The 20,811-nt window shown below is 73.6% G+C and carries 21 protein-coding genes; 7 read left to right on the top strand and 14 right to left on the bottom strand.

Annotation, left to right across the window (positions count from 1 at the left end; genetic code table 11):
* Positions 1-50 precede the first annotated feature (50 nt).
* A complete protein-coding gene (locus NX801_RS08195) occupies positions 51-677 on the bottom strand; it encodes a YigZ family protein (RefSeq protein WP_258786519.1) in 627 nt (208 codons plus the stop codon).
* 271 nt (positions 678-948) lie between these two features.
* Between NX801_RS08195 and NX801_RS08190 the strand changes: the two genes are divergently transcribed.
* Positions 949-1,326 carry a CoA-binding protein gene (locus NX801_RS08190; RefSeq protein WP_258786721.1) on the top strand — a complete coding sequence of 126 codons (378 nt, stop codon included), beginning with the start codon at positions 949-951 and terminating at the stop codon, positions 1,324-1,326.
* Positions 1,327-1,422: 96 nt separating this feature from the next.
* Here the strand turns inward: NX801_RS08190 and NX801_RS08185 are convergent, their stop codons facing one another.
* From NX801_RS08185 to NX801_RS08170, 4 genes are all read right to left on the bottom strand, one after another.
* Positions 1,423-2,160, bottom strand: a complete 738-nt coding sequence (locus tag NX801_RS08185; RefSeq protein WP_258786518.1) for an acyltransferase — start codon at positions 2,158-2,160, stop codon at positions 1,423-1,425.
* Positions 2,161-2,378: 218 nt separating this feature from the next.
* Positions 2,379-2,933, bottom strand: coding sequence for a gamma carbonic anhydrase family protein (locus NX801_RS08180; RefSeq protein WP_258786516.1), 555 nt, complete (start codon positions 2,931-2,933; stop codon positions 2,379-2,381).
* 109 nt (positions 2,934-3,042) lie between these two features.
* The gene (locus NX801_RS08175) at positions 3,043-3,732 is read right to left on the bottom strand and encodes a DedA family protein (protein ID WP_258786515.1); all 690 of its coding nucleotides are present in this window, start codon (positions 3,730-3,732) and stop codon (positions 3,043-3,045) included.
* 150 nt (positions 3,733-3,882) lie between these two features.
* Positions 3,883-4,335 (bottom strand): DUF4442 domain-containing protein, encoded by a 453-nt coding sequence (locus NX801_RS08170; RefSeq protein ID WP_258786513.1) that lies wholly within the window; start codon positions 4,333-4,335, stop codon positions 3,883-3,885.
* Positions 4,336-4,538: 203 nt separating this feature from the next.
* Between NX801_RS08170 and NX801_RS08165 the strand changes: the two genes are divergently transcribed.
* Positions 4,539-5,669 (top strand): DUF8017 domain-containing protein, encoded by a 1,131-nt coding sequence (locus NX801_RS08165; protein ID WP_258786720.1) that lies wholly within the window; start codon positions 4,539-4,541, stop codon positions 5,667-5,669.
* A 232-nt stretch (positions 5,670-5,901) separates the two neighbouring features.
* Positions 5,902-7,293 carry an MFS transporter gene (locus tag NX801_RS08160; protein ID WP_428986098.1) on the top strand — a complete coding sequence of 464 codons (1,392 nt, stop codon included), beginning with the start codon at positions 5,902-5,904 and terminating at the stop codon, positions 7,291-7,293.
* Here the strand turns inward: NX801_RS08160 and NX801_RS08155 are convergent.
* Positions 7,255-8,100, bottom strand: a complete 846-nt coding sequence (locus tag NX801_RS08155; RefSeq protein WP_258786512.1) for a spermidine synthase — start codon at positions 8,098-8,100, stop codon at positions 7,255-7,257. The two genes, NX801_RS08160 and NX801_RS08155, sit on opposite strands and share 39 nt — an antisense overlap.
* Positions 8,101-8,474: 374 nt before the next feature.
* On the opposite strand from NX801_RS08155, the gene NX801_RS08150 reads away from it, so the two are divergent.
* The 3 genes from NX801_RS08150 (at position 8,475) to lnt (ending at position 12,125) form a co-directional block, all read left to right on the top strand.
* On the top strand, positions 8,475-9,179 hold the full coding sequence (locus NX801_RS08150) for a TVP38/TMEM64 family protein (RefSeq protein WP_258786511.1): 705 nt from the start codon (positions 8,475-8,477) through the stop codon (positions 9,177-9,179).
* 172 nt (positions 9,180-9,351) lie between these two features.
* A complete protein-coding gene (locus NX801_RS08145; protein ID WP_258786510.1) occupies positions 9,352-10,224 on the top strand; it encodes an undecaprenyl-diphosphate phosphatase in 873 nt (290 codons plus the stop codon).
* Positions 10,225-10,415: 191 nt separating this feature from the next.
* Positions 10,416-12,125, top strand: coding sequence for an apolipoprotein N-acyltransferase (gene lnt / locus NX801_RS08140; RefSeq protein ID WP_428986097.1), 1,710 nt, complete (start codon positions 10,416-10,418; stop codon positions 12,123-12,125).
* On the opposite strand, the gene NX801_RS08135 is transcribed toward lnt, so the two are convergent.
* Positions 12,082-13,011, bottom strand: a complete 930-nt coding sequence (locus NX801_RS08135) for a Gfo/Idh/MocA family protein (protein WP_258786506.1) — start codon at positions 13,009-13,011, stop codon at positions 12,082-12,084. The genes lnt and NX801_RS08135 overlap by 44 nt on opposite strands.
* Before the next feature lie 267 nt (positions 13,012-13,278).
* Between NX801_RS08135 and NX801_RS08130 the strand changes: the two genes are divergently transcribed.
* Positions 13,279-13,839, top strand: coding sequence for a DinB family protein (locus NX801_RS08130; RefSeq protein ID WP_258786505.1), 561 nt, complete (start codon positions 13,279-13,281; stop codon positions 13,837-13,839).
* A gap of 91 nt (positions 13,840-13,930) precedes the next feature.
* On the opposite strand, the gene NX801_RS08125 is transcribed toward NX801_RS08130, so the two are convergent.
* The 7 genes from NX801_RS08125 to NX801_RS08095 all read right to left on the bottom strand — a co-directional run bounded on the left by NX801_RS08125 (position 13,931) and on the right by NX801_RS08095 (position 20,334).
* Complete coding sequence (locus tag NX801_RS08125; protein WP_258786504.1) at positions 13,931-14,452, bottom strand: hypothetical protein; 522 nt, start codon at positions 14,450-14,452, stop codon at positions 13,931-13,933.
* Positions 14,453-14,618: 166 nt separating this feature from the next.
* On the bottom strand, positions 14,619-15,302 hold the full coding sequence (gene ung, locus NX801_RS08120; protein WP_258786503.1) for a uracil-DNA glycosylase: 684 nt from the start codon (positions 15,300-15,302) through the stop codon (positions 14,619-14,621).
* A 285-nt stretch (positions 15,303-15,587) separates the two neighbouring features.
* On the bottom strand, positions 15,588-17,171 hold the full coding sequence (locus tag NX801_RS08115) for an ABC transporter substrate-binding protein (protein WP_258786502.1): 1,584 nt from the start codon (positions 17,169-17,171) through the stop codon (positions 15,588-15,590).
* Between the two features lie 117 nt (positions 17,172-17,288).
* Positions 17,289-18,056 (bottom strand): SDR family oxidoreductase, encoded by a 768-nt coding sequence (locus NX801_RS08110; RefSeq protein WP_258786500.1) that lies wholly within the window; start codon positions 18,054-18,056, stop codon positions 17,289-17,291.
* A gap of 11 nt (positions 18,057-18,067) precedes the next feature.
* Positions 18,068-18,829, bottom strand: a complete 762-nt coding sequence (gene fabG / locus NX801_RS08105; protein ID WP_258786499.1) for a 3-oxoacyl-ACP reductase FabG — start codon at positions 18,827-18,829, stop codon at positions 18,068-18,070.
* A 231-nt stretch (positions 18,830-19,060) separates the two neighbouring features.
* A complete protein-coding gene (locus tag NX801_RS08100) occupies positions 19,061-19,444 on the bottom strand; it encodes a DUF3037 domain-containing protein (RefSeq protein ID WP_258786498.1) in 384 nt (127 codons plus the stop codon).
* Complete coding sequence (locus NX801_RS08095) at positions 19,441-20,334, bottom strand: HipA family kinase (protein ID WP_258786497.1); 894 nt, start codon at positions 20,332-20,334, stop codon at positions 19,441-19,443. The genes NX801_RS08100 and NX801_RS08095 overlap by 4 nt, the downstream gene beginning before the upstream one ends.
* Positions 20,335-20,811 lie beyond the last annotated feature (477 nt).

The following is a 20,811-nucleotide window of genomic DNA, read 5'->3' as shown; positions in this document are numbered from 1 at the left end:
CGGGCGTCGCCCCGGTGCCGTCGCGGGGCGCCGGGGGTGATGGCGCGTGCTCAGGCGTCGCCGTACGCCTCGCCGCCGAGCTCCAGCCGGGCGGACCCGGCGGTGGCGTCGGCCAGCCAGGACCGGAACTCCGCCACCTCGGCGTCGGGCAGCCCCAGTTCCAGGGTGACCGCCTCGGCGTACCGCACGTCCCGCACCGCCCTGCCGCCCGCCCGGAGATCGTTCTCCAGCTTTCCGGCCCGCTGGTGGTCCACCGTGACGGTGACCAGCCGGAACCGCCGCCGGGTCCGGGTGCCGAGCGTGTCCAGCGCCTCGCCGACCGCCCCGCCGTAGGCCCGGATCAGCCCGCCGGCGCCGAGCTTGACCCCGCCGTAGTACCGGGTGACCACGGCGGCGGTGTACCGCACGTCCCGGCGCAGCAGCATCTGGAGCATCGGCACCCCGGCGGTGCCGCCGGGCTCGCCGTCGTCGCTCGCCTTCTGCACGCCCGCGTCCGCGCCGATGACGTACGCGTAGCAGTTGTGGGTGGCGGTGGGGTGCTCCCGGCGGACGCGAGCCACGAACTCCTGGGCCTCCGCCTCGGTGGCGGCGGGGGCCAGCGCGCAGATGAAGCGCGACCGGCTGATCTCGGTCTCATGGGTGCCCGCGCGGGCGACGGTCCGGTACTCCTCCTGCATCCCGCCAGCCTATGCCCTCCGACCTGGCCGTCTCTCCGCCCGGCCGGACCGGCCCAGGGCCGGCGGACGGCTCCCGGCGGACGCGGGTACGGGAATCAGCCGGGCGGCCGGCCGGTTGGCCCGGTGGAGAAGCGCGTACGACGAGGAAAGGTACGGAGCGGTGGCGGAGCGGAACGAGCGAACCGGGGACGAAGGACAGCGGCAGAGCGGGGAGAACGGGCAAAGCGGGGAGAACGGCGAGGCCGGGTACGAGGCGGCGGCCGTCCGGCGGATCCTGCGGGAGAGCGGCGACACCTGGGCGGTGGTGGGGCTCTCCAACAACACCGCCCGCGCCGCCCATGGGGTGGCCGCCGTGCTCCAGCGGTTCGGCAAGCGGATCGTGCCGGTGCACCCCAAGGCCGAGACGGTGCACGGGGAGCGGGGGTACGCCTCACTGGCGGACGTCCCGTTCCCGGTGGACGTGGTGGACGTCTTCGTCAACAGCGAGCTGGCCGGGGCCGTGGCCGACGAGGCGGTGGCCAAGGGCGCCCGGGCGGTCTGGTTCCAGCTCGGGGTGATCGACCGGGCGGCGTACGAGCGCACCCGGGCGGCCGGCCTGGACATGGTGATGGACCGCTGCCCCGCCATCGAGATCCCCCGCCTGGGCTGAGCCGCCGGGACCGGCCGCCCGCCCGCGCCGAGCGCCCCTGCCGCCGGCCACCGGGCCCGTGGGCGGCTGCCCGTCCGGGAGGCGGCCGGGTACGGCTCAGGCGTCGCCCAACTCCGCGAGCGCCAGCAGCTGTTCGGGGCTGAGCCCGTCCGGTACGGGGACGGGCGGGGGCGTACGGAGCGGGGGCTGCCAGCCGTTCTCGGCGTCCCAGCGGCGTACCACCCGGGCGGGCGCGCCGGCCACCACCGCGTGGTCCGGCACCTCGCCCCGGACGACCGCCCCGGCGGCCACCACCACATTGCGGCCGAGCCGGGCGCCGGGCAGGATCACCGCCCCGGTGCCCAGCCAGCAGCCCGGGCCTATCCGGACGGGCTCGGCGCGCGGCCACTGCCGGCCGACCGGCTGGTGCGGATCGTCGTAGCTGTGGTTGGTCGAGGTGATGTAGACGTACGGGCCGCAGAAGGTGTTGGCGCCAATGCTGACCGGGGCCTCGGCCACCACATGGCTGCCCCGGCCGAGCACCACCCCGTCGGCCAGGGTGACCACCGGCTCGGGGCCGAGGTCCAGGCCCGGCAGCATGCCCGCGGAGAGGGTCACCTGCTCCGCGATGATGCAGTGGTCCCCCAGCTCGATCCACTCCTCGCCGAACACCGTGCCCTGCGGAAAGGCGAGCCGGGTGCCCGGGCCGAGCCTGCGGAAGCGCAGCCGTCCGGGGTGCTCGGCGGTGACCGCGCCGGCCTCGCGTACCCAGTGCCAGCCGCGGTGGACGGCGCGGGAGAGCATCCGGCGCCGCCAGGCGGTCAGAGACGAGAACGTGTTTCTGTTCTTGGGCACTCGCTCACGGTAGTGCGCCCCGCCGGGCCCGGCCCCCCGGCCGTACTGTGACGTTCACCATCACCCGGGCGCCCGGGCCGAACGGCCGGTCAGCCCGTGCCCGGGGCCGGCGGCCGGACCGGGCCGGGAGCGAGCGACCCGGCCGACGGCCAGTCCGTGCCCCGGCCCGCGATCAGTCCGCGTCCGGGCGCACGATCAGTCCGTGCCCCGGCCCGCGATCAGTGCGTGTCCGGTCCCGCCGGGCCGGACTCATGGGCCTCGCGGTGGGCGCGGGCGAGTTCCAGATAGGCGGCGGCGTTGAGCCGGATGCCCTCGCGCTCCTCCTCGGTCAGCTCGCGGCGGACCTTGGCCGGCACCCCGGCGACCAGCGAGCCCGGCGGCACCCGCATGCCCTGCGGCACCAGGGCCTGCGCGGCGATCAGCGAACCGGCGCCGATGTGCGCGCCGTTGAGCACCGTGGCGCCCATGCCGACCAGCACGTCGTCCTCGATCACACAGCCGTGGAGCACCGCGTTGTGACCGACCGAGACCCGCTCCCCCACCGTCACCGGGAAGCCCAGGTCCACATGGACCGAGCAATTGTCCTGCACATTGCTGTCGGCACCGATGACGATGGGGCCGCCGTCGGCGCGGAGCACGGCGTGGTACCAGACGCTCGCCCCGGCCGCCAGCGTGACATCGCCCAGCACCACGGAGGTGGGGGCGGTGAAGGCGTCCGGATCGATCTTCGGCTCCGCCCCGGCCACGCCCATCCGCAACGCCCGGTCGGTCATCGTGTCTCTCCTGTCGTCTGGGAGGTGTCGCCCCGTACGCCGCCCCGTGCCTCGTGCGCCGTGCTCCGCACGCTGTACGGCCCTGCCCCGTACGCCGTCCGCGCCCCGGTCAGTCGGCGGTGGTGGCCCGGGCCGTACCGGAGGCGGAAGTGGCCTGGCCCGTACCGGAGGCGGTGGGCTCGGCGGCGGTTCGGGCGGCGGCCTTCTTGGCGCGGTTCTTGAGCACCAGCATGGAGACGAGCCCGATCAGCACCGCAGCCACCAGACCCAGCCAGGAGAAGCGCTTGAGCCAGGCCTCCGCGACCACGCCCACCGAGTAGATGACGGCCGTGGTGCCGCCGGCCCAGACGATGCCGCCGAGGACATTGGCGATGAGGAACTTCCAGTACGGCATGCGCAGGACGCCGGCCAGCGGCCCGGCGAAGATCCGCAGCAGCGCCACGAACCGGCCGAAGAAGACGGCCCACATGCCCCACTTCTGGAAGGACCGCTCGGCCGTCGCGATATTGGCCTCGCCGAAGTGCTTGGGGAACTTCCCGCCGAGCCAGGCGAGCATCGGGCGACCGCCCTTGCGGCCGATGGCATAGCCGATGGAGTCACCGACGATGGCGCCGGCCGTGGCACAGGCGCCGAGTACATAGGGGTTGATCTGTCCGTGCTGGGAGGCGAGCAGCGCGGAGCTGACGAGGACGATCTCGCCCGGCAGCGGTATACCGAGGCTCTCCAGACCGATGACCACGCCCACCAGCACATAGATGCTGACCGCCGGCACGGTCTCGAGCCATTCCTGAACGTGCACCGCCGGTTCCTCCGTACTGGTCCGCTGCTGCCCGGTGCCCGCGACACGGCGCACTCGCCGGGCAGCCTACCCGGTGGGACAGACGGCCCGGCGGGCGGCGGAGTTCCCGGACCGCCGGCCGGGCGGGACCGGAGACTCCGGGCGCGGGACTCAGGAGTGGGGGCGCAGGGTCCAGACGATGGTCATCTCACCGGTGACGCCGCCGTCCTCGCGAGTGATCTCGATGTTCACCGGGAACTCCGGACGCTCCCCGGCGTCCAGCTCCGCGACGACCTCCGCCTTGGTGCGGCCGAGCGTCGCGGTGGCGGTCACCACTCCCATGGCGAGCTTCTTGTAGCCGATCTCGGCCCGGACGGCGAGCGGCACGGCGCGGTTCATCTGGTCGCCGAAGGCTCCGATGACGATGGCGCCGCTGGCCGACTCGGCCAGGGTGAACATCGCGCCCGCGTGCGGGCCGCCGACGTGGTTGTGGAACGCGCCCTGGTCGGGCAGACGCAGCACCGCCCGCTCGGCGGTGGCCTCCACGACCTCCAGGTTCAGGGTCTTGGCCATGGGCACGGTGGCCAGCAGCATGTCGCCGATGTTCGGCGGGGTCTCGGACATGCCCCGAAGTTACCAGGCAGTAGCAAGCACGGGAACCCTGGTGAGAGAGGAGGGGAACCCCGCTCGGGGGGGGGAGGACGGGGATCCCGGCCGGGAAGGGCGCGAACCGGTCCGGAACGGGACGGCACCACCGCACAGGGGCGTTTCCGGCCATCGGAGCGGACGTGGCGGAGACCTTTCGCTCCCCTCTATGGTTACTCGCCATGTGGCCAGGACAGCAGCCGCCCGGGGGCGAGCAGGACCCGCAGGATCCGCGGGCCCAGGGGAACCAGCAGCAGCATCAGAACCCGTACCGGCAGCCGGGGTACCAGCAGCCGAACCCCTATCAGCAGCCGGGGCCGCCGCAACCGCCCACCCAGCCGGGCCACCTGCCGCCCGGCCCGCCGCCGGCCGGCCACGGTGCTCCCAACCCGTACCAGCAGCCCACCGTCGGGGCGTACGCCGTGCCCGGACAGCAGCCGGGCGCCCCGGTACCGCCGGACGGCGGAAACCGGAAGAAGACGACCGTCACCGCGATCGTCGCGGCCCTCGCGGTGCTGGCGGCCGCCGGAGTGACCGGTTTCCTGGTCCTGGGGAACAAGGACGACACGGGCGACAAGGACCCCAGCCAGGTGACGGCCGGCCGGAGCGCCGGCTCCTCGGCCGCCGCTCCCGGTCCGGCCGGCTCGGCGCCGGCGGCGGACACCGCGAGTTCCCCGCCGGCCGCCAACCCCCGGAGCGGCGCCGGCGCCGCCAAGCCGACCGTCCCCGGCTGGAAGGTCGTCTTCAACCCCAAGTACGGCACCCTGTTCGACGTGCCGCCCACCTGGGAGGTGCGGTCGCCGGGCTCCTACATCGGCTTCGACGACCTGAAGGCCGGCGACGGCAGGCCGGTCGTCACCATGAGCAGCCCGGCCGAGTACAAGTCCGCCTGGTGCTCGGAGGACGCCGACCACGACGGAAGCCAGGAGAAGACCGGGCTCGCCACGGCCGGCTCCAAGGGCGCCCAGGGCGCCAGGAACACCGCGGAGGTGGCCACGGTCGCGGCCGCCAACTGGGTCTGGGCGGCCTATGCGCAGCAGGAGCCCAAGGGAGTGGTGAAGGTCTCCAAGGCCCAGCCGTTCACCGCCAGGTCCGGGCTGACCGGCCATGTCGCCACCGCCACCGCCGTGGGCACCAAGAAGTCCGGCCGGTGCGACTCGGACGGCAAGTCCATCGCCTTCGGCTTCAAGAACAGCGCGGGCGACTTCGTCAGCTGGATCCTGTACGGCGCCAAGGGCGTGCCGGACGAGCTGCCCGAAGCCACCGTCCAGCAGATCCTGGGCACGGTACGCCTGGCCCCGGCGGGCTCCTGACGGGCGGAGCCCCGGCGGGCTTCCGGCAGCCGGCTCCGCCGGTACGTACCGGCCGGGCGTGCCGGCAGGCCACGGTGCCACGGACCGGGCGGGCGCGCCGAAGGCCACGGCGCCGCGGACCGGTCGGATCCACCGGTGGGCGATGCCGGTACGGGACCGGCCGGGCCCACCGGCAAGAGGACGGCGGCGAAACGGTTTGGCGGACGGGCACGCCGGCGGCGATAGTCTCGGCGTGAGTTCTCCCGCCGCCGCACACCAGCCCGAGCCCGGTCCACCGTCAGGACCGGCGACACCCCCGGCCGACCCGGCCCGGCCCCGCTGGGCGGACCGGAATTACCTGCTGCTCACCTCCGCCGCCGTGGTGACCAATCTGGGTACCCATGGCGCGCTGATCGCGGCGGCCTTCGCCGTGCTGGAGACCGGCGGCGACGGCGGGGACGTGGGCCTGGTCACCGCCGCCCGCACCCTGCCGCTGGTGCTCTTCCTGCTGGTCGGCGGGGCGCTCGCGGACCGGCTGCCGCGCCACCGGGTGATGGTCGCCGCCAACGCGCTCAACTGCGTCTCGCAGGGGCTCTTCGCGCTGCTGGTGCTGGCCGGCGAGCCGAGGCTCTGGCAGATGATGGTGCTGACCGCGCTCTGCGGCACCGGCCAGGCGTTCTTCAACCCGGCCGCCGAGGGCATGCTGCTCTCCAGCGTCAGCGGCGAGCACACCAACCGCGCCTTCGCCCTCTTCCGGCTGGCCATGAACGGCGCGGGCATCGGCGGCGCCGCGCTGGGCGGTGCCCTCATCGCCGTGGTCGGCCCCGGCTGGGTGCTGGCCATCGACGCGGCGGCCTTCGCGGTGGCGGGGACGCTGCGGGCGTTCCTGGACGTGAGCCATGTCGCCGAGCGGACGCCCGGCGGCGGTCTGCTCGCCGATCTCCGGGACGGCTGGACGGAGTTCGTGAGCCGGCCCTGGCTCTGGTCGATCGTGGCCCAGTTCGCGGTGGTGGTGGCGGTGATCGGGGCCGCCGAGGCGGTGTACGGGCCACTGGTCGCCCGGGATCACCTGGGTGGGGCCCGGCCCTGGGGGCTGGCGCTGGCCGCGTTCGGCGTCGGCACGCTCTGCGGCGCGGTGCTGATGATGCGCTGGAAGCCGCGCCGGCTGCTGCTCGTCGGCACCCTCTGCGTCTTCCCGCTCGCCCTGCCATCGGCGGCGCTGGCGGTACCGCTGCCGGTGGAGGCGCTGGCGGCGGTGATGTTCGTCAGCGGGGTCACCCTGGAGGGGTTCGGGGTGGCCTGGATGACCGCCCTGCACCAGGAGATCCCGGAGGAGAAGCTCTCCCGGGTCTCGGCGTACGACTGGTTCGGCTCGACGGCGATGCTGCCGCTGGCGACCGGTCTCGCCGGACCGGTGGAGAACCTGGTCGGCCGGGGCACCGCGCTCTGGGGCTGCGCGGCGCTGGTCGTGCTGGTGACCGGACTGGTGCTGCTGGTGCCCGACGTCCGCAACCTCACCCGGCGCACCGGGCCGGCCGCCGGCGGAGCCGTACCCACCGGGCCGGCGGGCACCGAGTCGACGGCCGCGACCGACGGGAGCGTTCCCTCAGCCGATGCCGAAAGCCCCGCCGGGCGGCTCGGGTGAGGGCACCGCGTCCTCGTCCCGTACCGGAACGGCGTCCCCGGTGAACGCGGCCAGCGCCGCCCCGTCCGTCACCCGCGCCGGAAAGGCGTCGGCGGCCACCCGCCGGGCCAGCCGGGCGGTGTCGAACGGCCGGTGGGAGGCGACCAGCACCACATTGCCGTACCGCCGGCCGCGCAGCACCCCGGGCTCGGCGACGAGCGCCAGCTCCGTGAAGACCGAGGCGAAGGTGGCGAGCTGGGAGCGGAGGAAGCCGAACGGTGCCCCGTCCGCCAGGTTGGCCAGGTACACCCCGTCGGGGCGCAGCACCCGCTCGGCCACGCGGGCGTAGTCGACGGAGGTGAGATGCGCGGGCACCCGGGAGCCGCCGAAGACGTCCGCGATCAGCAGGTCCGCCGACCGCGCGGGCGCCCCGGCCAGCCAGGCACGGGCGTCGGCCGGGTGCACGGTGACCCCGGAGCCGGCCGGCAGCGGCAGCACCTCTTCCACCAGCTCCACCAGCCCCCGGTCGGCCTCCACCACCCGCTGCCGGGCCCCGGGCCGGGTGGCGGCGACGTACCGGGGCAGGGTGAGCGCCCCGCCGCCGAGGTGCAGCACATCGAGCGGCTCGCCCTCGGGCGCCGCGCAGTCCACGGCATGGGCGAGCCGGCGGGCGTACTCGAACTCCAGATGGGTGGGGTCGTCCAGATCGACGTACGACTGGGGCGCCCCGTCCACGGTCAGCAGCCAGGCACGGGCACGGTCCACATCGGGCAGCAGTTTCGCGGTGCCGTGATCGACCTGACGGAGTACGGGAAGGGGCTCGTCCACCGTCCCATTGTGCGGGGCCCCGCGGGGTCCCCCCGGGGCGGGGCCGCACGGGGCACCCGGGGCGGGACCCTGCGGGGATCCCCGGGCGGGGGCCGGGCAAACGCCTTCTGGGGCACGAGGCCGCACGGCCCCGGGCCGAGAGAGCCGCACGGGCCCCCGGGGGCGGGAGCCGTGCGGGACCCGGGGCCGGCCGGGCGGGAACCTCGGGGTCGGGATCGCGCGGGGGCCTGGGGCAGGGGTGCTCCGCCGGGACCTGACGCTCCGGCAGTTTCCGTACGCGCCCGGGGGATGCGCCCGGCGACGTGACGGTTCTCTCCCCCGTCCTGGGAGCCGGGTTACGGCGATCATCGGAGTGCGTCGGTTAGTCTCCCCGGATGCTCGACCCCGTCGTCCGGCCCTCGGCCGGACTCGCCGTCCGCTGCTCCCGGGCCCTGCTGTCGCCCCGGTCGCGGCTGTCCCTGCTCGTCGTGGTCCTCGCCGCCGCCGGTGTCTCGGTGGCGCTGTTCGAGCCGCAGAGACTGCTGTCGGCCGGCTGGCCGCCCCAGGTCAACGGCGCGGCGGCCGTGGTGCTGTTCGCCCTGGCGTACGGCCTCTGCACCGCCGCCTTCGTGCCGCGCCCGATTCTCAATCTGGCGGCCGGCGCGCTGTTCGGCTCGTGGGCCGGGGTGGTGGCGGCGGTGGCCGGGACGGTGCTCGGGGCGGGGATCGCCTTCACGCTGGGCCGGCTGCTCGGCCGGGAGGCGCTGCGGCCGCTGGTGCGCGGGCGCTGGCTGACGGCGGCGGACGGACAGCTGAGCCGGCACGGGTTCCGCTCGGTGCTGGCGCTCCGGCTCTTCCCCGGCGTCCCGTTCGCCGCCGCCAACTACTGCGCGGCGCTCTCCCGGACTGGTTACGCGCCCTTTCTGCTCGCCACCGGTATCGGCTCGGTGCCCAACACCGCCGCGTATGTCGTCGCCGGCAGCGCGGCGGGCTCACCGGCCTCGCCCGCGTTCCTGCTGGCGCTGGGCTTCATCGCGGTGACCGGCTGCGCCGGCGCCCTGGTCGCCTGGCGCAAACGACACCGGCTGCGCGCCCGGTGACGGCCCCTCGGGCGGCCCGGCGCGCGGCCCCGGCCGGTCGTTCATCTGGGGGCGGTACCCTGCGCACCGGCCGGCCGCCGATCTTGTGCGGGCCGCGCCGCACTGCCCCACCCGCTGCACCGCACGGCCCCTTTCCACGACCGCACGAGCACTTCCGGGACGGCCTGGCCCCATGAGTTGGTTCGAATCGTTCATCCTCGGACTCGTCCAGGGGCTGACGGAGTTCCTGCCCGTCTCCTCCAGCGCGCATCTGCGGCTGACCGCCGCCTTCGCCGGCTGGCACGATCCGGGGGCCGCCTTCACCGCGATCACCCAGATCGGCACGGAGACCGCCGTGCTCATCTACTTCCGCCGGGACATCGCGCGGATCATCTCGGCCTGGGCCCGCTCGCTCACCAACAGGGAGATGCGCTCCGACCACGACGCCCAGATGGGCTGGCTGGTCATTGTGGGCTCGATCCCCATCGGGGTGCTCGGGGTGACGCTCAAGGACCAGATCGAGGGCCCGTTCCGCGACCTCCGGCTCACCGCGACGACGCTGATCGTGATGGGTCTGGTGCTCGGCTTCGCGGACCGGCTGGCCGCCCGCGACGAGACCGGCGGACGGCACCGGGTGGTCCGGCGCCGCAAGTCGCTCCAGGAGCTGGGCATCCGGGACGGACTGATCTTCGGCGTCTGCCAGGCGATGGCCCTGGTGCCGGGCGTCTCCCGGTCGGGCGCCACGATCAGCGGCGGCCTGCTGATGGGGTACACCCGCGAGGCGGCGGCCCGCTACTCGTTCCTGCTGGCCATCCCGGCGGTGCTGGCGTCGGGGGCGTACGAGCTGAAGGACGCCGGCGAGGGGCATGTCTCCTGGGGGCCGACGATTTTCGCCACGGTGATCGCCTTCGTGGTGGGATACGCCGTCATCGCATGGTTCATGAAGTTCATCACCACCAGGAGCTTCATGCCGTTCGTGATCTACCGGATCCTGCTCGGCATCCTGCTCTTCGCCCTGGTCGGCGCGGGCGCGCTCAGCCCGCACGCGGGTGAGTCGGCGGGCTGAGCCGAGGTTCCCGCGAGGTATCCGCCTTCCGCTCGGCTGACGCTTGGCGTCCGCTCGGCTTCCGCTCGGCTTCCGCTCGCCTTCCGCTTGGCGTCCGCTCGGTGGGGTCGCCCCGGTGCCCTGTCCGCGGGTGGCCGCGTTCCCGCACACTGGAGGCGGAGATCGTTTCCGCCGGCGCGAGGAGGCGCGGTATGCGGAGCCCGGCCGTTCGACGGCGGGAGACGGACGGAGCGGCACGGCCCGGGGAGCCGGCGGGCGCCGGACCGTGGTGGTTGCGCCGGTGGCCCCGGGCTGCGGCGGCGGTGGCCGCGGGGGCGCTGCCCGCGCTCGCCTTCCCGGCCCCCGGGCTCTGGTGGTTCGCCTGGGTGGCGCTGGTGCCCTGGCTGCTGCTGATCCGTACGGCGGTGAGCGGCCGGCGCGCGGCGCTGGACGGCTGGCTGGGCGGAGCCGGCTTCATGCTGGCGGCGCACCACTGGCTGATGCCGAGCCTGCACGTCTTCATCCTGGTCCTGGCCGCGCTGCTGGGGACGCTCTGGGCGCCCTGGGGGTGGCTGGTGCGCTCGGTGTTCACCGGGGCGGCCTCTCCGGCGCGGGCCCTCGGGGCGCTGGTGGTGGTCCCGGCCGGGTGGCTGATGGTGGAGCTCGTCCGGTCCTGGCAGGGGCTGGGCGGCCCATGGGGACTGCTGGGCGCCAGTCAGTGGGAGGTCACGCCCGCGCTGCGGCTGGCCTCGGTGGGCGGGGTGTGGCTGGTGTCGCTGCTGGTGGTGGCGGCCAATACGGCGGTGGCCCTGGTGCTGGCGGTGGAGCGGGCCCGCGCGGTCGGGGCGGTGGCGCTGCTGGCGGGTGCGGTGGCGGTGGGCGCGGTGGCGTTCTGGGTGCGCCCGCCGCAGCCGGACGGGCGGTTCCGGGTGGCGGTGGTGCAGCCCGGGGTCGTCGAGGGTGCCGGGAGCCCGGTGCGGCGGTTCGCCCGGGAGGAGCAGCTCACCCGGGAGCTGGCGGGGCGGCACCCGGACCTGGTGGTGTGGGGCGAGAGCAGCGTCGGCGCCGATCTGGCGACCCGCCCCGACCTGTCCGCCCGGCTGGCGGCGCTGTCGGGGGAGGTGGGTGCTCCGGTGCTGGTCAACGTCGATGCGCGGAGCGCATCGACAAGAGGAGGCGCGCGGAGCGCATCGACGGAACGAGGCGCGCGGAGCGCGTCGGCAGAAGGGTCCACACGCCCCCGCCCCGGCATCTACAAGAGCAGTGTGCTGGTGGGCCCGGACGGCCCGACCGGTGACCGGTACGACAAGATGCGGCTGGTGCCGTTCGGTGAATACGTGCCGGCCCGCTCCCTGCTGGGCTGGGCCACCTCGGTCGGCAAGGCGGCCGGTGAGGACCGGATGCGCGGCACTCGGCCGGTGGTGATGACCCTGCCCGGCGCCCGGGGCACCCGGATCGGCCCGCTGGTCTGCTTCGAGACGGCCTTCCCGGACATGAGCCGTCAGTTGGCGGCCCGCGGCGCCCGGGTGCTGGTGGCTCAGTCGTCCACTTCGACCTTCCAGCACAGCTGGGCGCCGGCCCAGCACGCCTCGCTCGGGGCGCTGCGGGCGGCCGAGACCGGGCGGCCCATGGTGCACGCGACGCTCACCGGGATCAGCGCGGCGTACGGCCCGGACGGCGCCCGGGTGGGGCGGTGGCTGGGCACCGACCGGAGCGCGGCGGCGGTGTACGACCTGCCGATGGCGTCCGGCACCACTCTCTACACCCGGCTGGGCGACTGGCCGGTGTACGGCTCCGTCGCCGCCCTGGCGGTCTGGGCGGGCGCCGGCGCGGCCCGGCGGCTCGTCGCCCGCCGCCGGGGCCCGCGGAGGACTTCGTTCAGGACCGGGCGGCCCGCACGGTCCGCTCGGCCTGCTCGGTGATCTCCCGTACCACCCGCTCGCACAGCTCATGGGTCTCCAGGGCATCCCGGGCGCTGAGCGTCCGCCCCTCCGCGACCGCCGTGAGGAAGGCGTCCACGATCTGTTCGATGCCCCGCTGCCGGGCGACCGGCTCCCAGTCGCCGCGCCGCCGTACGGTCGGCTGCCCCTTGTGGTCGACGACCTCGGCGAGGTTGACCACCTGGCGCTTGGTGTCCTGGCCGGAGACTTCGAGGATCTCCTCGGTGGAGCCGTTCCGCCGGTTCATGGTGCCGATGGCGGTGAAGCCGTCGCCGGAGAGCTGGAGCACCACATGGTGGAGCAGGCCGTCACGGACCCGGGCCCGGACATCGGTGTGCTCGACCGGGCCGGGCAGCAGGAAGCGCAGGGTGTCCACGACATGGATGAAGTCGTCCAGGACCAGGGTGCGCGGGTCCTCGGGCAGCCCGGTCCGGTTCTTCTGCATCAGGATCAGTTCGCGCGGGTGGTCCAGGCACTGGGCGTAGCCGGGCGCGTAACGGCGGTTGAACCCTACGGCCAGGCTGACGCCCCGCCGTTCGGCCAGCTCCACCAGCCGGCGGGAGTCGGCCGGCTCATAGGCGAGCGGCTTGTCGACATAGGTGGGCACCCCCGCCTCCAGCAGCCGGGCGACGATCTCCGGGTGGGCGGCGGTCGGGGCGTGCACGAACGCCGCGTCGGGCCGGGCGGCGAGCAGTGCGTCCAGGTCGGTGTGGCAGTGCTCGGCCGGGACGCGGAAGGTCTCGGCGACGGCCGCCAGGGTGGCGGGGGTGCGGGTCTGGAGGTGCGGCTCGACTCCGGGGCGGGTGGTGAGCACCGGCAAGTACGCCTTGCGGGCGATGTCGCCGAGTCCGATGCAGCCGACCTTCACGGAGTGACCCCTCTCACCAACCTGCCCGATCATCCGATCGGGCGCCCGGCCAGGATACGGGGAGGCCCCCACCGCCGACGGCCCCCGGCCGACCGGGGCCCCGTACAGACAACCGGACGCCCGGACACGTACGGACGCCCGGACGCGCCGAGGACGGCGTCCGGCGGCCCCGCCGGCGCCGGCCCGCCTCCGGTTCCGGTCCCGCCTCCGCCTCCGGCTCCGGATAACCGCTGGCGTCCGGGTGTCCGGTGCAAGAAGATCCCGGACATGAGCACTCCGGAGAAGACCGAGCCTCCCGTCCCCGGCGGCCCCACCGGCACCCGCACCGACCGGGCCGAGCCGTCCGGCCTCGCCGGGGAGCGGGAGATGCTGGAAGGATGGCTGGACTACCACCGGCAGACCCTCGCCATGAAGTGCGAGGGGCTGGACGAGGAGCGGCTGCGGCACCGCTCGGCGCCGCCCTCGGACCTCTCCCTGCTGGGGCTCGTCCGGCACATGGCCGATGTGGAACGCGGCTGGTTCCGCCGGGTCCTGGCGGGAGAGGTGGCGGACCCGCTCTTCTACTCGGAGGACGACCTCGACCGCGACTTCCACCCCGGCGAGGAGGACAGCTGGGAGCAGGCGTACGACGCCTGGCAGGAAGAGATCGCGCACGCCAGGGAGCTGGCCGCGCCGCGCGGCCTGGACGACGTGGCCGAGGGCACCCATCGCAGCGGGCGCACCTTCAATCTCCGCTGGATCTACACCCATATGATCGAGGAGTACGCCCGGCACAACGGCCACGCCGATCTGCTGCGGGAGCGGATCGACGGCGCCACCGGCGACTGACGACGGCTCCGGGCGCGCCCCCGGCCCGGTCCGGGCGCCCTTCAGCCCCGTCCGGGCTCCCGGCCCACGGGCCGGCCCCGGCCCGGCCGCGTCACTCCGCCGCCAGCCGGCGCCCCAGCCGGTCCAGGGCGGCCCGTACGCCGCGGCCGTACCCGTCGTCGGCGAGGGCCGGGGCGGCTGCCCGGGCCCGGGACAGATGGACCCGGGCGTCCGCCGGGCGCCGCAGCTCCAGATAGTCGGTGGCCAGGTTGAGATGGAGCGACGGGAGCAGCGCCCGCAGCGCGGCGGCCGGTCCTCCGCCGGGGCCCCGCTCCTCCCCCCGGGGCGCCCGGGGCGGCCGCACCGCCACCGGCTCCCCGGTGGCCCCGGTCGCCGCGGTGAGCGCCCGCAGATGCCAGGCGAGCCGGTCCTCCGGGTCCTCCTGGGCGTCGGCCATGCAGTGGGCGAGGGTGCACCGGTGGAGCGGGGCCCCGTCGGCGCCGAGCCGGGCCCAGAGCTCGGCGAACCGGTTGCGCGCCTCCTCCCGGTCCCCGGCGTGGAGCAGCATCGCCGCCTGCCCGATCCTGGTCATGACGGCGTCCTCGGACACGTCCGCGCGCTGCTGCTCCGTCATCCGGCCCTCCGCTCCTCCGCCCGTCCGACGGGCATCTCGCCGAGCATGTGTGCCGACGCTAACCGGCGGGGCCGGGGAAGGCGGTCAGGCACGGAGCGAGCGCCCCTACCGCCCCCGGAACAGCCGCACACCGCGCGTCCGGGCAACCGGGGGGGGGCCGGACGGCTCAGCCGAGGTTCGGGATGCGCCAGTCCACGGGCGCGTGGCCCTGCGCGGCGATGGCCTCGTTCATCTTGGTGAACGGGCGGGAGCCGAAGAACTTCTTCGCCGAGAGCGGCGAGGGATGGGCCCCTTTCACCACCACGTGCCGGGTCTCGTCGATCAGCGGCAGCTTCTTCTGGGCGTAGTTGCCCCAGAGGACGAAGACCGCCGGGTCGGGACGGGACGCCACCGCGCTGATCACCGCGTCGGTGAACTTCTCCCAGCCCTTGCCCTTGTGCGAGTTGGCCTCTCCCGCCCGGACGGTCAGCACCGCGTTGAGCAGCAGGACCCCCTGCCGGGCCCAGGGCATCAGATAGCCGTTGTCCGGCACCGGGTGCCCCAGCTCCTCGTGCATCTCCTTGTAGATGTTCCGCAGCGACGGCGGAGTCCTGACCCCCGGCCGCACCGAGAAGCAGAGCCCGTGCCCCTGGCCCTCGCCGTGGTACGGGTCCTGGCCGAGCACGAGGACCTTCACCTGGTCGTACGGGGTGGCGTCGAGCGCGGCGAGCACCTCCTCGCGGGGCGGATAGACCGGCCCGCGGGCCCGCTCCTCCTCGACGAACTCGGTGAGCAGCTTGAAGTAGGGCTTCTGCAGCTCGTCCCCGAGGACGCCGCGCCAGGACTCGGGCAGCATGTCGGTGTCGGTCACGTCAACAACCTCCGGTGTGGAATCGCCTTTCGCCCACAGAACTTACCGGCGACCACCGACAACCGGTCCTGCCTCCGTGTTCCCCGGCCGACCGGCCGACCGGGGAGGCGTACTCCCGCCCGCGGCCCCGGAGTACGGACACCGGCCCGGAGTACGGACACCGGCCCGGAGTACGTCCACCGGGCCGGAGTACCGTCCACCCGGCCCGGAGTACCGCCCGGAACTCAGGACCGGAACACCACCCACCCGACCGGAGTTCCGCCGGCCACGCCCCTCCCCCGGCGGCTACCAGCTGGCCTTGCGGTGCAGCTCCCACATCTGCATGACGGTCTGCGGGTCCAGCGCCCGCTCACTGCCCGCGATGTCCTCGCTCGCCGCGATGTAGAGCTTGCCCTGCCAGAGCGGCAGCAGCCGCACGTCCTCGACCAGGATCTCCTGGGCCTCCGCGAACTTCTCGGAGACCTGGGAGGTGCCCCGGTCGCTCTCCCGCCGCGTCTCGGGCAGCAGGGAAGCGGTGATCTCGGGCTTGTCGTACGGCGTGGAGAGGACGTTCTCCTTGCCGACGAACGGGGCGATGAAGTTGTCCGGGTCCGGGAAGTCGGGGAACCAGCCACGGCCGAAGACCGGGTACTGGCCGTTCTGGTAGCCGACCTGGAAGTCCTTCCACGGCCGGCTCCGCAGCGTGACCCGGAACAGCCCGGAGCTGTCCAGCTGGCGCTTGAGCTCCGCGAACTCCGCCGCGGTGCCGGAGCCGTAGCGGTCGGTGGTGTACCAGAACGTCAGGGCCACCGGCTTGTCGATGCCGGCCGCCCGCAGCAGCTTCTTCGCCTTGGTGGCGCTGGGGTCCCCGTAGTGGTCGTAGAAGCCGGTGGTGTGCCCGGCGATACCCTTCGGGACCATCGAGTACAGCGGCTCGGCCGTGCCCTTGTACGCCCGCTTCACCAGTTCCTCGCGGTCGACGAGCTGGGCGACGGCCTGGCGGACGGCGAGCTCGGAGACCGACGGGTCCTTGGGGTTGAAGACCAGGTAGCGGATGTCGGCGCCGGTCGACTCGACCACCTGAAGGGGATCGCCCGCGAGCTTGCTGTCCTGGAGGTCCAGCACCTCCTGCGCGGTGAGCCCGCGGTAGGTGGCGTCGATCTCCTTCTTCCGCAGGGCCGCGACCATCGCCTCGGACTCCTTGAAGTACCGGATGGTGACGGCGTCGTTCTTGATGTCGGCGAAGCCCTTGTAGCCCGGGTTCCTGACCAGTTCGGCCCGGTCGTTCTCGGCGTACGAGGCGAGGGTGTACGGGCCGGAGCCGGTGACCCCGCCGTCCTGGCGGAGCTTGTCGGCGGGGTACTTGGCCGGGTCCACGATGGACATGGCGGGCGTGGCGAGGATGAACGGGAAGGTGGCGTCGGACTCCTTGAGGTGGAAGACCACCTCCTGGCCGCCGAGCGTCTCCACCCGGTCGAGCGAGCCCAGCAGTCCGCTGGGGCCGCCCGGCACATCGATGGTGCGGATGCGGTCGATGGAGTACTTGACGGCCTTGGCGTCGAGGGCGGCGCCGTCCGAGAACGTGAGCCCGTCCCGGAGCTTGCAGCGGAGCACGGTGCTGGTCGTGTCGGTGAACTTGCAGTCGGCGGCGTCCGACCGGGGAGACGTGGAACCGGTCGGGAAACTCAGCAGCGTCTGGAAGACATTCCGGTACAGCTCCCAGGAATTGTCCCAGGCCGCGGCGGGATCGAGCGTGGTGGGCGCGCTCGTGGTGCCGACAGTGATCTTGTTCTGCCCCTCGGCGACATCATCGGAGAACAGACCGCATCCCGCCAGGAGGGACATGGACACAAGGGCTGCAGCGGCCTGCAGGCTGGTCCGGTTGAACACGTGCACGCTCCTCGTTCAGCCATGGGTCGGCCGACCATACCGCAGTGCCCCACCAGGTCAATGGGAAAGACTGGTGGGGCACTTGAGGCGATCGATGCCAATCCGGAAGAATCCGGATCAGCCGACACCGGCGTTGAGGAAGATCCCTCCGTCGATCACCAGGGTCTGTCCGGTGATCCAGTCGGACTGCCCGGAGGTGAGGAATGCGGCGGCCCCGCCGATGTCCTCCGGAACGCCCAGCCGGCCCAGCGGATAGGCGGCCGCCGCCTCCGCCTCCCGGCCCTCGTAAAGTGCTTCCGCGAATTTCGTCTTCACCACGGCCGGGGCGATGGCATTGACCCGGACCGCCGGCGCGAATTCATGCGCGAGCTGCAAGGTCAGATTGACCATGGCCGCTTTGCTCATGCCGTACGCGCCGACGAACGGCGAGGCGGCGACGCCGGCGACGGAGGCGATGTTCACGATCGCACCGCCGTGGTCCCGCTGCCACGCCTGCCAGGTCCGCTGGGCGAAGCCGAGCGCGGAGATCACATTGGTCTCGTAGACCTTGCGGGCGACCGCGAGGTCGAGGTCGGCGAGCGGTCCGAAGACCGGGTTGGTACCGGCGTTGTTGATCAGATTGTCGAGGCGGCCGAAGGCCTCCATGGTGCGTTCCACGGCGGCCGCCTGATGGGCCTCGTCGTGCGCCTTGCCGGGGACGCCGATCACCCGGTCGGCACCGAGCCGGTCGACGGCCTCCGCCAGGGCCTCCTCGCCCCGGCCCGTGACGCAGACCCGGTCGCCGCGGGCCACCAGCGCCTCGGCGATGGCGTACCCGATGCCCCGGCTGGCCCCGGTGACCAGGGAGACCCGGCCGGAGAGCTCGGGCAGTCGCTGTGCCGTCATCGGACCTCCCCTCAGTTGAGCGGGCCGCCGGCCACGTACAGCACCTGGCCGGAGACGAAGCCCGCGTCGTCGCCGGTGAAGAAGGCGATGGCGTTGGCCACATCCTCCGGGTGGCCGACCCGCTGGACCGGGATCTGGGTCGCGGCGGCGGCCTGGAACTCCTCGAAGTCCATGCCCACCCGGGCGGCGGTCGCCGCGGTCATCTCGGTGGCGATGAAGCCGGGGGCGACCGCGTTGGCGGTGATCCCGAACTTGCCGAGTTCCTTGGCGAGCGTCTTGGTGAATCCCTGGAGGCCGGCCTTGACGGCGGCGTAGTTGGCCTGGCCCCGGTTGCCGAGCGCGGAGGACGAGGAGAGGCTGACGATCCGGCCGAAGCCCGCGTCCACCATGTGCTTCTGGCATGCCTTCGCCATCAGGAAGGCGCCCTTGAGGTGGACGTTCACCACGGTGTCCCAGTCGGACTCGCTCATCTTGAAGAGCAGGTTGTCGCGGAGCACGCCCGCGTTGTTGACCAAGACGGTCGGCGCGCCGAGTTCGGCGGCGACCCGGGCGACGGCCGCCTCCACCTGCCCGGCGTCGGAGACGTCGCAGCCGACGGCGAGGGCGGTGCCGCCGGCCTCGGTGATCTTCCCGACGGTGTCCGCGCCGGCGGCCTCGTCGAGATCGAGTACGGCGACCTTGCGGCCCTCGGCCGCCAGCCGGACGGCGGTGGCGGCGCCGATGCCCCGCGCCGCCCCGGTCACGACCGCGACGCGCTGCTCGGTGGTGGACATGCTGGATCTCCTCGCCCTCGGTTGCGGCTCCGGGCGCGGCTGCGGCCCGCGCCCGTGAACCCCGTGATTCCCGTGCCTCCGGTGAGCGGTGCCCCGTCCCGTACACCTCCACCGGGATGAGCGACCGCTTAGTACCTTCGGTGGACGAGACGCTAGAGATCCCGGCACCCGGTGTCAACGGCCCACCGGGTGCCGCGCCTCGCCGGGCGCCGGGATCCCGGACCCGTCGGGTCAGCGCACCAGCAGATCGAGCAGCCGCTCCGTCTCGGCGCCGGGGTCGGCGGTGAGGCCGGTGTGCACGGGGCCGGGCTGGAGCACGGTGGAGCGCGGTGCGATCAGCCAGCGGAACCGCCGCCCGGCGTCGTCGCGCGCCGCCTGCCCGGCCTCGGGGCCGCCCGCGCAGACCCCCTCCACGGCCCGCAGCGCGGCCCGTACCCCGGTCACATCGGCCGCCGGGTCCAGCGCCCGCAGCTTGGCCTCGTCCAGATGGGTGCGGGCGGCCACGAACGACCGGGCGCGGCAGTAGACGACCACGCCCGCGTTGAAGCACTCGCCGCGCTCGACCCGCGGCACCACGCGCAGCAGCGCGTACTCGAAGACGTCCCGGTCGCTCACTTCTCGCCGTCCTTCACACCGTCGACGCCGTCACCACTGCCGTCGCCCGCCCCCGGTTCCTTCTTCGCGGTGTGCGGCCAGGGCCGGGCCTGCTCGGTGAGCCAGCCGGGAGCCCTGGACGAGGGGCGAGTGGTACGCGCCCCGAGGGTGATCCGCTCATGGATGTCCACCGCGCGGGAGAGCAGGGTCTCCACATGGGCGCGGCGGAGCGCGTCGGTGGTGTCGAAGCCCGGCTCGTCCACCAGCCACTCGTCCGGCACCTCGGCGGCGATCTCGGTCAGCAGTTCCTCGGTGACCCGGGGCGCCAGCTCGGCGGCAGCGGCGGCCACATCGGGACCGAAGGAGGCCAGTACGTGGTCGGAGGCGTCGTACGGCTTGGCCGCCGACGCCCGCGCCCCGGGCCAGTTGTGGTGCCAGATCATGGTGGCGCCGTGGTCGATGAGCCACGGGTCGCCGTGCCAGACCAGCAGGTTGGGGTTGCGCCAGGAGCGGTCGACATTGTTGATCAGGGCGTCGAACCACACCACCCGGCCCGCCTCGGCGGCGTCCATCTCATAGGCGAGCGGATCGAAGCCGATCGAGCCCGGCAGATAGTCCATCCCCAGGTTGAGGCCGCCGCTCGCCTTGAGCAGCTCCTGCACCTCCTGGTCCGGTTCGCCCAGACCGATGACCGGGTCGAGCTGGATGGTGACCAGCTCGGGGACGCGCAGCCCCAGCCGCCGGCCGAGACCGCCGCAGATGACCTCGGCGACCAGGGTCTTGCGCCCCTGCCCGGCTCCGGTGAACTTCATGACGTACGTACCGAGATCGTCGGCCTCGACGATCCCCGGCAGTGAGCCGCCCTCGCGCAACGGCGTGACATAGCGGGTCGCTACGACCTCTTGCAACACTTTCCCAGGCCACCCATCTCTTCAACCTCGCAGACCACAGACGTCCACCAAGGAGCACGGCAGCGGAAGCCCGCAGTCGACGGCGCTGGGGAGAATGCGGGGAGTTTCCGTCGGCATGCCAGGCTCCTCGCTCCCCACGCAATCCGTCGATGACGCCGCGTCCCTTGCTGCCGGCATCCGGCATGAAGTGAGCATAGTAACTGAGGGTGATCGCAGTGTTCACCGAGATGGCGTCGCGAGATGGGTGGCGAGCAGCAAGGAGAGCTTCCTCCTCTTCCCCTTCCGGCCCTTCGGGAGGGCAAAGTGCGACTTTTCGCGAATGGCCTGAACCTGGCGCCGGACAGCGCGGTGCCGGCCCGGGCTTCGCGGGCGCCGGAGTCCTCGCCCGCGCGCGTACCGACCGGACGGTGCCGGCCGTGGCTGCCTGGCACCGTCCGGAGTCCATAAGGGCAGCGGTCTCTGCCCGGGATCGCGCAC

The organism is Streptomyces pyxinae (genome assembly GCF_024756275.1).
Classification (GTDB): domain Bacteria; phylum Actinomycetota; class Actinomycetes; order Streptomycetales; family Streptomycetaceae; genus Streptomyces; species Streptomyces pyxinae.
This window is presented reverse-complemented; position numbering and strand designations above follow the sequence as displayed.

Coding starts and splice junctions, on each gene's coding strand:
- NX801_RS08195 (WP_258786519.1), bottom strand. CDS start 677: ATGCAGGAGGAGTACCGGACCGTCGCCCGCGCGGGCACCCATGAGACC.
- NX801_RS08180 (WP_258786516.1), bottom strand. CDS start 2,933: ATGACCGACCGGGCGTTGCGGATGGGCGTGGCCGGGGCGGAGCCGAAG.
- NX801_RS08170 (WP_258786513.1), bottom strand. CDS start 4,335: ATGTCCGAGACCCCGCCGAACATCGGCGACATGCTGCTGGCCACCGTG.
- NX801_RS08165 (WP_258786720.1), top strand. CDS start 4,539: ATGTGGCCAGGACAGCAGCCGCCCGGGGGCGAGCAGGACCCGCAGGAT.
- NX801_RS08150 (WP_258786511.1), top strand. CDS start 8,475: ATGCTCGACCCCGTCGTCCGGCCCTCGGCCGGACTCGCCGTCCGCTGC.
- NX801_RS08145 (WP_258786510.1), top strand. CDS start 9,352: ATGAGTTGGTTCGAATCGTTCATCCTCGGACTCGTCCAGGGGCTGACG.
- lnt (WP_428986097.1), top strand. CDS start 10,416: ATGCGGAGCCCGGCCGTTCGACGGCGGGAGACGGACGGAGCGGCACGG.
- NX801_RS08130 (WP_258786505.1), top strand. CDS start 13,279: ATGAGCACTCCGGAGAAGACCGAGCCTCCCGTCCCCGGCGGCCCCACC.
- NX801_RS08125 (WP_258786504.1), bottom strand. CDS start 14,452: ATGACGGAGCAGCAGCGCGCGGACGTGTCCGAGGACGCCGTCATGACC.
- NX801_RS08110 (WP_258786500.1), bottom strand. CDS start 18,056: ATGACGGCACAGCGACTGCCCGAGCTCTCCGGCCGGGTCTCCCTGGTC.
- fabG (WP_258786499.1), bottom strand. CDS start 18,829: ATGTCCACCACCGAGCAGCGCGTCGCGGTCGTGACCGGGGCGGCGCGG.